Source organism: Dickeya sp. CFBP 2040, assembly GCF_012273755.1.
Lineage (GTDB): Bacteria > Pseudomonadota > Gammaproteobacteria > Enterobacterales > Enterobacteriaceae > Dickeya > Dickeya poaceiphila.
Genome location: NZ_JAAVXH010000114.1, coordinates 1 through 11,878 on the forward strand (window position 1 = coordinate 1; position 11,878 = coordinate 11,878).

At 47.7% G+C, this 11,878-nt stretch carries 10 protein-coding genes and 4 pseudogenes; 10 read left to right on the forward strand and 4 right to left on the reverse strand.

Annotated elements, in window-relative coordinates; genetic code table 11:
* From Dpoa2040_RS17635 to Dpoa2040_RS17670, 8 genes and pseudogenes are all read left to right on the forward strand, one after another.
* A partial coding sequence (locus tag Dpoa2040_RS17635) for an acyltransferase (protein WP_168642083.1) occupies nucleotides 1-574 on the forward strand: 574 nt, incomplete at its 5' end.
* 19 nt (nucleotides 575-593) lie between these two features.
* A pseudogene (locus tag Dpoa2040_RS17640) lies at nucleotides 594-893 on the forward strand (RNA polymerase sigma factor); the annotation flags it as partial.
* A gap of 520 nt (nucleotides 894-1,413) precedes the next feature.
* Nucleotides 1,414-2,589 (forward strand): AAA family ATPase, encoded by a 1,176-nt coding sequence (locus Dpoa2040_RS18440; protein WP_168642084.1) that lies wholly within the window; start codon nucleotides 1,414-1,416, stop codon nucleotides 2,587-2,589.
* A gap of 39 nt (nucleotides 2,590-2,628) precedes the next feature.
* Nucleotides 2,629-5,145, forward strand: coding sequence for a S8 family peptidase (locus Dpoa2040_RS17650; RefSeq protein WP_168642085.1), 2,517 nt, complete (start codon nucleotides 2,629-2,631; stop codon nucleotides 5,143-5,145).
* Nucleotides 5,145-5,357 carry a hypothetical protein gene (locus Dpoa2040_RS17655; protein ID WP_168642086.1) on the forward strand — a complete coding sequence of 71 codons (213 nt, stop codon included), beginning with the start codon at nucleotides 5,145-5,147 and terminating at the stop codon, nucleotides 5,355-5,357. Before Dpoa2040_RS17650 ends, Dpoa2040_RS17655 begins: the two co-directional genes overlap by 1 nt.
* A complete protein-coding gene (locus Dpoa2040_RS17660; RefSeq protein ID WP_168642087.1) occupies nucleotides 5,350-6,081 on the forward strand; it encodes a hypothetical protein in 732 nt (243 codons plus the stop codon). The genes Dpoa2040_RS17655 and Dpoa2040_RS17660 overlap by 8 nt, the downstream gene beginning before the upstream one ends.
* 101 nt (nucleotides 6,082-6,182) lie before the next feature.
* Nucleotides 6,183-6,518, forward strand: a complete 336-nt coding sequence (locus tag Dpoa2040_RS17665; protein WP_168642088.1) for a DUF4365 domain-containing protein — start codon at nucleotides 6,183-6,185, stop codon at nucleotides 6,516-6,518.
* Between the two features lie 146 nt (nucleotides 6,519-6,664).
* Nucleotides 6,665-7,135, forward strand: a complete 471-nt coding sequence (locus tag Dpoa2040_RS17670; protein ID WP_168642089.1) for a hypothetical protein — start codon at nucleotides 6,665-6,667, stop codon at nucleotides 7,133-7,135.
* A gap of 222 nt (nucleotides 7,136-7,357) precedes the next feature.
* Here the strand turns inward: Dpoa2040_RS17670 and Dpoa2040_RS17675 are convergent.
* Nucleotides 7,358-7,528 (reverse strand): annotated as a pseudogene (locus tag Dpoa2040_RS17675) (helix-turn-helix domain-containing protein); the annotation flags it as partial.
* A gap of 273 nt (nucleotides 7,529-7,801) precedes the next feature.
* On the opposite strand from Dpoa2040_RS17675, the gene vapB reads away from it, so the two are divergent.
* Together vapB and Dpoa2040_RS17685 are read left to right on the forward strand one after the other, a co-directional pair.
* Complete coding sequence (gene vapB, locus Dpoa2040_RS17680) at nucleotides 7,802-8,032, forward strand: type II toxin-antitoxin system VapB family antitoxin (RefSeq protein ID WP_023639692.1); 231 nt, start codon at nucleotides 7,802-7,804, stop codon at nucleotides 8,030-8,032.
* Nucleotides 8,029-8,186, forward strand: a pseudogene (locus tag Dpoa2040_RS17685) (VapC toxin family PIN domain ribonuclease); the annotation flags it as partial. The gene vapB and the pseudogene Dpoa2040_RS17685, both read left to right, overlap by 4 nt.
* 54 nt (nucleotides 8,187-8,240) lie before the next feature.
* Here the strand turns inward: Dpoa2040_RS17685 and Dpoa2040_RS17690 are convergent.
* The 3 genes and pseudogenes from Dpoa2040_RS17690 to Dpoa2040_RS17700 form a co-directional block, all read right to left on the reverse strand.
* Complete coding sequence (locus Dpoa2040_RS17690; protein ID WP_168642090.1) at nucleotides 8,241-10,580, reverse strand: P-loop NTPase fold protein; 2,340 nt, start codon at nucleotides 10,578-10,580, stop codon at nucleotides 8,241-8,243.
* A 192-nt stretch (nucleotides 10,581-10,772) separates the two neighbouring features.
* Nucleotides 10,773-11,207, reverse strand: coding sequence for a hypothetical protein (locus tag Dpoa2040_RS17695; RefSeq protein WP_168642091.1), 435 nt, complete (start codon nucleotides 11,205-11,207; stop codon nucleotides 10,773-10,775).
* Nucleotides 11,207-11,878, reverse strand: a pseudogene (locus tag Dpoa2040_RS17700) (hypothetical protein); the annotation flags it as partial. The pseudogene Dpoa2040_RS17700 and the gene Dpoa2040_RS17695, both read right to left, overlap by 1 nt.

Genomic DNA, 11,878 nt, shown 5'->3' on the forward strand with positions numbered 1-11,878 from the left:
TACCAGTGAAGATAAATTGTTGTTTTTTATCTTTTTGATGTTTGTCTTTTGTTCTTTGACTGATATGTATAATTTTTTCACCGGAAATAATAACCCGTTATTTACCAGTGAGTTCATTTATTACATTCCTTATTACGTTTGTGGGCACTTAATTGCGAAAAAAAACACAACCAAACCTCTTTCATTCCATATTTTATTATTCTTTTTATCATTTGTCTTAACTTGTGTTTGCTGTTATTTATTATCATCTGCATCAGGAAAAGAGGCAGGCCTTTATTTTTATAATTACTTAAGTTTTAATGTTATTATTATGTCAATTTCCTTTATGTGGATTTTGAAATCCTGTCATTTAAATAACGCTCACAATGATAAGTTGAAATTTCTATCCGATATTAGTCTGGGTGTGTATTTAATTCATCCTGTTTTTATTGAGATTTTTTATTATCTGGCCGCAAAACGGTGGATTGACCAATCTATCTTCGCTATACCACTGATGTCTGTTATTGTTTTCTTTTGTTGCATGATTTCAGTTCTTTTTATAAAGAAAATTCCTTATCTAAGGAGAGTGGTGTGATTTCGGATATTTCACCAGGGATGACGAGGATTTCCCTGAAGATGAACTGGCGGAAACGTTGTTCGGCGTACCACAAACACCGGAAGATGAGTATCTGAAAGCATTATTGTGGGACGAACTGGACGCCGCTTTATCTGAACTACCATCTGCACAGCGTGAAGTGTTCGACAAGACCGAGTTGCAGGGCTACAGCTATAATGAGCTGGCGAAAGAAACGGGCGTCAGTGTTCAGGCGTTATTATCACGCAAACACAAAGCCGTTCTTTACCTGCGCACGCGGCTACGCAGTGTCTATGATGCGTTGTTAACAAAGAGTTAAAACAGCAACCAGATCGCCGGGTGAGGGATCTGGAATTACCAATGAACACGATAGTACATCTGCAGGTTTGTTATTTAACTTATGTTGAGTACATATTTGGTTCATAGATACCATAGCGTTTACCTCTTTGTTTTTACTGTTAATTTTTAACCTAAGCAATTACCCTCCACGAGTTCACTTCATGAACTAATGCTATTCGACCTGTTTTTGAGCTGTTTTTCATTTTAGCCACCTTCCACAAACGCGGTGTTTTTTTATCTCAAACGCACTGGAAAAGTCTGTAAGACCTGACAGATGAAGGAGGTTAGCATTTTTGAAACTCGAAAATATTCCCGGGAAGTGTCAGGTTTATTCATTTTTGCTAAAAAAAAATCAATTTTCTTCGTTTTGATGCATTTTTATCTAATGAAGATTCACATTTAGAGATTTTTATGCGACTTTCTTCTGAAGCGGTTGCATGAGACACAAGTGGTATCTATAATCAAAACACAATTTAACTGGATAAATATACAGGTGTCATGTGGAGAACTTTAAAATCGTAGCGGCTTTATGCCGGCAGATTATCAAGGATGGGGCCTCCGCAGGCGCTGTACAGCAGATGGAGCGCCTTTATGATGCTCTCAGAGAAGGACAACAAACTGCTGAAGCAAAATTGCTTAGAGGGCTCATCAACAGAGCCAGTACGCTCAACACACTGGAGCCAGCCAGAGTTGAACTCTCTCGAGTCTCGTTTCTTCGAAAGCAGGAACTCAGGGAAAACGTCAAAGTGCCTGTGGACAAAGAAAGCGGATCGCCACTTGCACAGATTATCTTTCCTGAAGAGCTCGTGACTGCAGAACTCCCGGTTATGCCCGATGAGCTGGCTTCAGCAGTCAGCCAACTGATTGAGCAATGGAACAATCTGGACAAACTGGCTCGGTATGGCGTGATGCCTTCACTGAGCTGCCTGCTTTTCGGATTGCCGGGAACGGGTAAAACGATGCTTTCCTTTTATATCGCCAGAATGCTCGAATTACCTATCGTGCTTGCTAGGCTGGATGGGCTTGTTTCATCTTTACTGGGCACAAGTGCCCGAAATATCAATAACCTGTTTGATTTTGCTGCACAGTATGACTGTCTCCTGCTTCTGGATGAGTTTGATGCCGTAGCAAAGGCGCGAAATGACAAGCATGAAGTCGGTGAAATTAAGCGCATCGTTAATACATTGCTGCAGTGTATCGATGCCAGATCAAAAAGTGGTATGACGCTAGCCATTACTAACCACGAGGTATTGTTGGACCCTGCTGTATGGCGAAGGTTTGAAATGCGAATATTGGTTCCTAAGCCAAATTATCCGGCGAGAATGAAGATTATTGAAAAATATATTCATCCCTTGAGCTTTACGCCAGAAGAGATAAAATTTCTGACCGTTCTGACTGACGGATTTAACGGTTCTGATATTCAGTTAATGCTTAATAATTTCAAGAGAATGGCCGCAATCAGTAAAAGTCCTCAGACTTTTCTTGAGATGGTTCAGTCCTTTGCAGTTATTCATGCTGGCAGTGAGGTCAATGAATTCATGCAGTTGTTATCGCATAATCAGGATGCTGCAATTATGAGCCTGTTGCACAAAAAACATGAATTTACCCAGAAAGAGATTGCGCTTGTTTTTGACGTTACTCAGTCAAAAGTTTCCAGAAATATTAAAGAATCCTGACTGTCGTCGGGAGGTTGATTGCTAAGGATGGGGTAATATATGAAAAGAAATAATCCAGTTCAGGTTATTTTAAAATCTGAACAGTTTAAACGTATACCGCCACCTAGAGTTGGGGGCAGCAACACTGATTTTTACGCCGATCGGGATGACGCCTTCAAAAAGCATAAAAAGAACCTCCTTGATGAAGTGGGGAATGTCAGAAACCAGCTTCATCGGTCAGGCTATGAGCTTGGTCTGGTGAAAGTTGAGCTAAATCCTCAGGCGCTGGCGAAATCCCATCGACCGGTTGACAGACTCTTCCCCGTAAGTAAAGCGCCTGTTGTGGGCTCACTGGGAATAGGGGAACTGCTGATTCAGGTGACAGACAAAAATCTGGTTCATCTGTTCAGCAAGATTGATGGCGCTGAAGAATTTACCAATAAAGTGTACGACGAGAGACAAGGCAAAATCGTTGTTAAGCCCAGCGAAGCAAAAAGTGAGACGGGGGCAATCGATCGCATCAGCTTTTATGGCAGCGAAGAGAAAATAGCCTTTTCCCCAGAGGATAACGCAGCCTGGCATGCCGATAAAGATGAGGGATTTACCGGCTACCAGGTTGAGCTGGTTGATTTCAGACCCGTTGACGCCATGCAGTTTACCGTCACCAGCGATGCCATACTCTCAATGAAGCGATCTCTGAAAGAGCAACTGAAGACACTTGGGGCCGGCGTCTATGCGACGAAGCTAAGCCGTCACCCGACCTCATCTAAAACCATCATGATCCAGCTTCTCAGACCTGAATCAGGCCACGATTTTCAGGTTGATTTTGACAAGCGGCTGGAGCTGAATTTTTCACCATCTGACGTTGATAATTCTTCGGACAGACACCGGATCCTGCTCTCTGTTCTCAGCGCCAGCCCGCTGGTAAAGCGCATTTCTTTGCCGCCTAAAATTTCCCGTGCGCACCCGTCGAATTCCCCGGTAGCGCAGGACTTTTCACTGCCCGTCAGAACGGAGGGGGAGAATTATCCCCGCGTGGGCGTTATTGACAGCGGCATTCACCATGACGAACTGGCCAAGTGGTGTGTGGAAGTATCCAATGGCTTTGAAGCCGATGACTGCGATCCAAACCATGGCTCCCAGGTGGCAAGCCTTCTGGTCTGCGGGGGCATGCTGAACCCGGATCTTCCCCAGGTCGATGATGACGGTTGCCTGCTCTATGATATCTGGATCCCCGTTCACAACAGTAAATCCAATACGTTCACCACCTATTTTTCCGACCCGGGTGATTTTTTTGACTGGCTGGATATTGAGGTTGGCGATGCGGTTGGGAAGGGGTTCCGCATCTTTAATTTCAGTCTCAATTTCCGCGAGTTTGTCCGCGATGATTCCTACAGTTTTGCCGCCACGCAAATCGACCGTATCTCAAAAAAATACGATGTGCTCTTTGTCGTTTCATCCGGGAACCTACGCAGCATTGACTTCAGAGGCTCCTGGGCATCAAGACCGGCAGCGCTGCAGTTTTCGGATGTCGATCGACTTTCTCAGCCAGCTGAGGCCGTCAGCGCCATCACTGTGGGTGCGGTAAACCCACCAGGTTGTGACATCAACGTTCACGGTGCTCCTACGGTCTATACGCGTCGCGGACCCGGCGTAGCTATGGGGGTAAAGCCGGATGTGATCCACTATGGAGGGTATTCCCTGAAATCGGGTAAAACTGGGCTGGTTTCCATTGACGGCAGTGGGGAACTCGTGGAAGAGGCGGGTACCAGCTTCTCCGCGCCTCTGGTTTCCAAAATCCTCGCCAGTCTGGATCAGAGGACATCAGGCAAATTGTCACGTAATTCCCTTGCCGCCATGCTGGTTCATCACTCAAACCTGACGCCGCCGCTTAAGGACAAAAGCGTTGATATCTCTTCAGCGAGGCGATTTGCCGGATTTGGCATGCCGTTGACCTCCCGCGATATGCTTAATAGTGACGACAGCAGCATTACGCTGGTTTTGAGCGGAAGCCTCAAGCGCAGCGAAGTACTGGAGTTTGATTTCAACTGGCCTCGCAGCCTGACCACGGCAGGCGGAAAATGCCATGGTAAAGCCACGCTGACCATTGCCTACGATCCCGTCATAAACCAGAACTACGGCGCCGAATATTGCCGCATCAACGTTGACGCTGTGCTTCAGCAATTCAGACGAGACACCAAGAAAAATGAATGGGCTTACCGGAAAAACTGTCAGTCAGTCTGGGAAGTCCGGCTCGGTAAAGACGTTAACTATGAGAAAAGTCAGATTGAACATGGCCTGAAGTGGTGGCCCGTCAAAAAATATGAATTTGAAACCAAAACGAAGGCTGGTGTCGGTGCTTCCGACCAGTGGCGGCTGAAAATCAGTTCAATAGAAAGGACTCCCGGGGAATTCCCCGATGAGGAAGTCAGCTTTACCGCGCTGCTTACGATCGAAGACACACAGAACAGAACAAATGACCTTTTCAACGAAGTCAGGCAGGAATTCAGCGCCTATGGCATTGAATTTGAAGATATTACCGTTAAACAACATCTCAATATCAGGGCAGGCCAGTAATGTTAACCAGAAATCTTGAGGTTCTTACTTCCTATTTTAATGATCTGCTGGAATCAGCGCCGCAGCACAGGGAAAATGTGAGTGTGATCCTTGCACAGATCGAAATAATGAAGGGGAGACCTGATTTCTCACTGGAGCCCTCAATCCTGCTTGCCCGCAAAGAAACCGATGAATGTTCGATCTGTAAAAAGCAGGTGCTCTGCGATGAGTGAACAGAAACGCTATTTTATCGTCTCGCGATATCCGAATAATTCTGAGCCTAAGGGGATTGGCTTTTCACCTGTTGGTGATGGGAAGGTACCCGAAGAATATCTGAAGTTCCGTCTTGATGTGGAACGTGTTGTTCAGACTGTCAATGCGCTGTTTGAAAAGGATAAAGATAAGCGGCTTGAAGCCTACGAGCAGATATTTCAGGCCGCGCAGGTCTGTTTCTCAGGCCGGGAGGGTGACTTTGTTCCAGCAAGCCAGGCACTCAATGAGCTGAAAAAAACCATCCTCAGTTCGTCATGGATCTTTGTCAGAAATCGGATAATGGGAATATACGGTCTGTATGCACTGCTTCTAATGATTATTTTGGGTGCGGCGCAGTACTTTTTTCATGCTGAACTGAAGAACGTACCCGCAGTGCTCATCGGGACCTGTCTGGGTTCATGGTTGTTTGTTTCAATCAAAACCGGAAACATCGTATTTGATGAAATCTACGAGAACATCAGCCAGCATCGCAGCCTGTTACTGAGGCTGATTTACTGTTGTATGCTGTCATTGGCTGTCACATTCTGCCTTCTGGCAGGATTCTTTGAGATCAAACTCGGGGAAGTTTCAACCGCGATGATCCCGGGTAACGGCATTATTGCGCTGGCAACCGGGATATTTTTTGGGCTGGGTGAGTCATCACTTGCCACAAAACTGTCAGGCAAAGTTAAGGACGTGATTTAATCTCTGCCTCATTATCGATTACTAAAGCTATCCGTCATGGTATCAAGGAGATTGCTTTTTAAGACTCAGCTCTTGTGATTACTCACCCTAAGGGAATCATTATGGACGAAAAACATTACCCCCTTCGGCACGATACCCACGTGACTGATAGCACGGCTAAAAAAATTCTCGCAAACGCCATTCCATCTGAGTGGATGCTGCGCGAGCTGTCTGAGAATGACTACGGCATTGATTTTCTGCTTGAGTTCTCTACTCCGGATAATCAGATAATAGGGCAGCTTGCAGGGGTTCAGTTGAAAGGCACCTCTACCGACAATATAAGCAGTCAAGGCAGCCATAGTGTTTCCGTTAAGAGAAGCACGCTGAGTCTGTGGCGCAATTATGAAGCACCTGTGCTACTCATTCTTGTCGATACTACACCAGAATGGTTTATTTAAAATCGATTGAGCATGAGATACGGCGGGATCCTGACAGGTATATTATAGGATCCTCTGACACACTCAATTTTTCCTTTACTTCAGCAGACCAGTTTTCCAGCCCAAAAGCACTGCTAAGTTACAGGTACGGTAAGGTGCTGCGGAGGATGGACTCCGACCTCCCATCAGTTATGCAAATCCATCGAGACTTTGTGAAACTTTTCCGGCGCTACAGACGTGACGGGCATATGCCTGTAGACGGCGAAGGATCATTCGATGTGGAAAACATCGGAAAGCATAAGTATGAGCGTCAGTTGCGTAGTGTGTACTCGCGTATGCAGACACTGAGTAATTTACTTGGTGTAAGCTGGAATGTGCCTACGGTTGATGAAATCATTCGTAATGAAAAATGGTACAGTTATGATGGGAATGAAATGATGGAGCATCATTTTACTTCTACTCTGGACAAGCTGGACGTTCAGTTTCAGGATATCCTGGCGGAACTACGGAGAATTATTGTGGCTTACAAGCGGTTCTGGGGGATGAAGGAGCTGGAACTGGTACATTTTGCGCTAAATCCCTGCCCCATGCTATCAATGCTTACCTGGAATGAACGTCAGAAGTATCTCTATGATTAATCTCATTACTTCAGCTTCGTTTTGCTGACCACTTCAAGTATGGTTTGGTAGGTTGGATGCAAGAGAATGCCCCCCTCAGGCTGGTAAATTTGGCTAATTTTTAACACGTTAGATTAATTAGATTAGTTTGGCGAGAACGAATCCGTTAATAATTTTATCAGGTAATAATATGGAAAGGCATGAATTAAATGGCGTAACGTTTTTTTATGGTTTCTGCAATGATAAAAACACAGATGATGCCGGGCGTGGTGAATACTGCGGCTTTTCAGATTTGGCTTTCAGATGGCTGCGGACAGTATTGCGCGAAATACCCAGTTCCCTGGCGATGGCCCGGATACTCATTCCGCGCTTGTGCAGAACTTTAATTTCCATACGAATCTCAAACGTGATCATAAGCTCCCCTGTATTCAGAGGAGCAGATTAACCCCTGGATCAATTTTCAACCGTTAGGGTGGATCAGTTTTGCACCGTTGGTAACAGTTTTCGGATCTTGGGAGAAAAGAGAGACAAAAGGATAGGTGTGGCATATCCATTTGTCTGGCATCTGCATCGGCAGACCATACGCATATCCTCACCATCTGCATATACTGGACATATGCATACGCCTGTGCAATGAGTACTATTCCGGATATGTGCCACATATCCACCCTTACCCGGGAGAAAATCATGAGAACCGTATCCATTTTTAAAAACGGCAACAACCGCGCCATCCGCCTCCCCCGTGACATGGATTTTGAAGGGGTGAGCGAGCTGGAGATCGTCCGCGAAGGGGACAGCATCATCCTGCGTCCCGTCCGGCCGACCTGGGGCTCGTTCTTTGAACTCGAAAAAGCCGATCCGGACTTTATGTCGGAGCGCGATGACGTTGTCACCGATGAAGGACGGGTTGACCTGTGAACAAAACGTATATGTTGGACACCAACATCTGCTCGTTCATCATGCGCGAGCAGCCGGAAGCCGTACTGAAGCGCCTTGAGCGGGCGATGCTGCGCAGCCAGCGATCACCTACTCCGAGATGCGCTTCGGTGCCATCGGCACCAAGGCCTCGCCCTGTCGCCCGAAAAGAGGAACCTCGCCATAGGCTTCAAAAGATTGGAGCTGCCTTCTAGAAATCGAAAATGTCGTTTGCTCTCAATCCGAGCCACTTTTCGAGATATCTAAGCAGCGTTCGCAGGGCCTCTTCATGCTCAGGGAACTGGGCGGGATTAATCGCATCACACCTGGCCTTCGCCACATCAATGCCGATAAAGTCGTCAATTGTCTCTTTGTTGAAACTATTGTGCGGTGTGGAGACTCGATCACCGTATGTGTGGCTCGTACCTCGGCTCATCAGGCGTGTGGCCATGGTTGCGAAGCCCTGGTCAGTTTGAATTGCTTTCATCATCCACTCTCGTGGTTCGTCCATTGAGTCCGTATAGTCTTTCCAGCGATAGAGCTGAGATATGAGATCCGGCTCGGCGATCAACGCGTCGCCGTCTGTTGCGCGGTCCCTTATCAACCGCAGCCATTCGGCCTTCATTGCCGTAACGGTGTTGAGAGCAAGCCACGGATCGAAGGCTCCACCTTCATCCTCATTCCGAGAGGTAGGATCGTTGAGATGGATTATGATCGAGGCGACGGATAGCGCTTTCGTTTTACGGAGTGCTTCGAGAGCCAAACCACCTCGAACATCCTCTGGAATCCGCTTCAGAAAACAACTTGTAGCTCCCCATGCTGCCACATATGACGAGTTGAAGGTGCCGCTGTTCGTACCTGCGAGTTTTTCAGCAAGTCCAAACATCCCCGGGAGCAGAACAGCAGCATTATCGGTCGGTAATCGGTCTACGGATTCGTGAAGCCTCGCAACAAGTGAATTCAGCAGGCCGTCAGCTTCGATGGCAGCGATTGCCGCAGAGAGCGCCATCTCTGTCGCTGTTGCATCGAGAAAATCAACGAAACGGCGCTCAGACATTTCTCCGACCGCTGTCTGGAGTTCAAAGTAACGTGGAAAGTAGCGCGATGTGCATACGCGTTTCTCCATCAACCACCGGCGATGGAAGCCGTCTGCATAGTTCGTCCCCCCATATGCCCATTCGAAGGGAGGAAATAAGTCTTTGAGCGCGTCACGAACGATATCGCGGCGCTCCTCCGACACGATCTCAAGAAGCTCCTTCGCCGCTGCCTGGTCTACCTCCCGTCGGCCATCACGGGAGAAACGTCCTTCCTGAAGAATCAATCTTCGCTCACGGAACAGTGCATCGTGGAGGTCTGGCTCGAAGACCCGGAGTGTCTCCAGAAGCAGGAAATCTACAATGTTCACCTCGAATACATTGCCAACCACATGCAGTGGCATGTGTACAGCAATGGATGAGATGAGACGACGTGCATCACGCATGTTGCGAAGTAGGGGATGGATGCAGCCAATGCAAGCGTTACCCCAGCGTCTCTGAGAGAACCCGTTTGCCTCGATCGCATAGGGGCCTGCCATTTTAGAGAGTTCCGCCTCGAACATACGATGCACAATTGATGTCGGGACGGCCGGTAGATCAAAGCTAGTCTGCACGACCTTCTCGAGGAAGGCCCGGCCGTCGCCGTCGGCAACCGGATCGAGTGCACGTTCTACGATACTGGGCTGGAACAGGAGCACAAAAACAATGTTTGGTAGATTAGCATTCGCCTTTACCTGCCGAAGCAGCATCCTGATCTGCTCTGGCTCGAGCCGGTCAATGTCGTCGACGAAGACAACCAGTGGCCGCTTGAGTTCGCGAAGACGAGCTTCAAGCGATCTGCGTACCTTGTCGAGAGGCTCCCCGCTATAGTCACGCCCGAGATGCGATAACACGCGTCCGACAAGAGGTACTCCGACCGAGAGAAGAGCGAGAACAGCCGCAACCTTTGTGACCGCCGGAAGGTCAAAACCAATGGCCGACGCGATCGCTATAACTGAGGCATTTGTTAGCACTGTCGAGATAAGAAGGCTTGAACTCCCGGCCTCTTTAAGAGGCTTACCGACTCCTGTGAGGATCGCGCCGTAGCGTCGCAGTGCCTCGGCTCGGTCGCGTGCTGCCTTCGAATACTCGCCTCCTAAGCTATCTGCTATCTGGCCAAATAGCGCGCGGGCGATTGCGTCGCCGTCTCCCCATTGCCAGGGGTTGAAGTCGAGCCAGTCGGCTCCGCTTCTCTTGGCATTGAGCCGTTCGGTGATGAGGTTTTTCAGTGATGATTTGCCGAAGCCCCATCCCCCGCGAATAGCGAACACTCGGCCTTCGCGCAAACTAAGCTCCGAAAGCACGTCGGCTATGCGAGCCGCGAATTCGGCCCTTCTAAGGCGATCTTCGGATGCTGTCCGAATCGGCGCCTCCGCCCCAATCCCTCCGTCCGACAGCTCATTCCTTGCCTCGTCAGCAATAGACTTCGCGCAACGACGAGCGCACCATGCCGCCAGATGGAACAACAGTCCACTCATTGCACACCACCTCCCAAGAATACACGTACCAAGCTTCTGGCCTGCCCTCAGTATTTGATACAGCCGTCAGTTAGTAATATCTGTTTTATTCCCCCTTTCACCATCGTGCTGCAAACGCTGATTGCATCTGATAATTCAGTGCTGAATGCGAACGACATTCCAACGGGGCTCAGGTCAAGCTAACCTCTGAGTTCATGGTGATTTCATCAATTCCCGTATGACATGCGGAGCCAGAAGACTTTCCACCGGTATCACTGTGTTGATTTTTACCGCTTTAACAATTTCAATCAATGACACTATGTTCTGTGCCAGTTGTTGTCGTAGCTCCATGTTCTCTTGTTGCAATTGTTGGTTCCGACCGAGTAAAGCCTGACGTGTCTTACGATTAACATATTGCTGCTTTTCTTTTGGCCGCAAATTAAGTGGGGTAAGCTGCTGATCAATATATGCAGCAATCAGGCGCTTACGTTCGAGACTGCTTAGCGTACTTAAACCACTGTTGACGATACCCTTTGACTTGAGTCGGGTATGCAATGCCTTGGCAGAAATAGGGGATTTGTCAAAACCTTCGACAAGCATCAGTTGCAGTTCGTGTTCAATCAGTGTATCCAGTTCTTTGCCGCGCATTAGTGATCCTCCCGCATAAGTTTCTTATGTTCTAGAGCAAAAAGCTGTGCCAGTGTCTTTATTTCTCCTTCAACTTTTATGTCTCCTGACAGCATATTTTCCGTTGAGACTAATCGTTTTTTTTCAGCGCGACTCAGCCATTGTGATTGAATAGCATCTAGGTATTGCAAACTTTGCTCGATGTGAGCCAGTTTGGACTGGTAATCCATCCGGTGCTTAGCTAGCTGAGTCAGTTTTGTGCGTGATTGCTGTAGTGCCTGTTTTTTCGCAAAGAGATTGGGCAACTCATCAATGCGTCCTGTCAGGGTGAAATGCTCGCAAAAAACCACACTCTGGCATTTCAGTCGATAAGGGCACCCCCAGAGGTTAACTGCCCGCGTACAGGAGCCGAATTTCAGTGGATGTAGTACAGCATGTCTTTCCACCATAGCAGTCGCTTGTTCGGTGCCTTCATGATTGCTGATTTCTTCAAAGGCTGAGGCAATATCTGCAAATAAACCGTCAGCAAATGATGTCTCAATAAACCCAGCTACATCACTGCGATCATCAAAAGTATGTAGATTGGCTTTAATGTTGTTATCAAGCACCATACTCTCTGTGACCACCATATGTCCTGTGTGTTTTACGATATCCAGCGGTGTCGTAACTAAGGGAGAGTAAGGTTCGGTGGT

Coding starts and splice junctions, on each gene's coding strand:
- Dpoa2040_RS17650 (WP_168642085.1), top strand. CDS start 2,629: ATGAAAAGAAATAATCCAGTTCAGGTTATTTTAAAATCTGAACAGTTT.
- Dpoa2040_RS17655 (WP_168642086.1), top strand. CDS start 5,145: ATGTTAACCAGAAATCTTGAGGTTCTTACTTCCTATTTTAATGATCTG.
- Dpoa2040_RS17660 (WP_168642087.1), top strand. CDS start 5,350: ATGAGTGAACAGAAACGCTATTTTATCGTCTCGCGATATCCGAATAAT.
- Dpoa2040_RS17665 (WP_168642088.1), top strand. CDS start 6,183: ATGGACGAAAAACATTACCCCCTTCGGCACGATACCCACGTGACTGAT.
- Dpoa2040_RS17670 (WP_168642089.1), top strand. CDS start 6,665: ATGGACTCCGACCTCCCATCAGTTATGCAAATCCATCGAGACTTTGTG.
- vapB (WP_023639692.1), top strand. CDS start 7,802: ATGAGAACCGTATCCATTTTTAAAAACGGCAACAACCGCGCCATCCGC.
- Dpoa2040_RS17690 (WP_168642090.1), bottom strand. CDS start 10,580: ATGAGTGGACTGTTGTTCCATCTGGCGGCATGGTGCGCTCGTCGTTGC.
- Dpoa2040_RS17695 (WP_168642091.1), bottom strand. CDS start 11,207: ATGCGCGGCAAAGAACTGGATACACTGATTGAACACGAACTGCAACTG.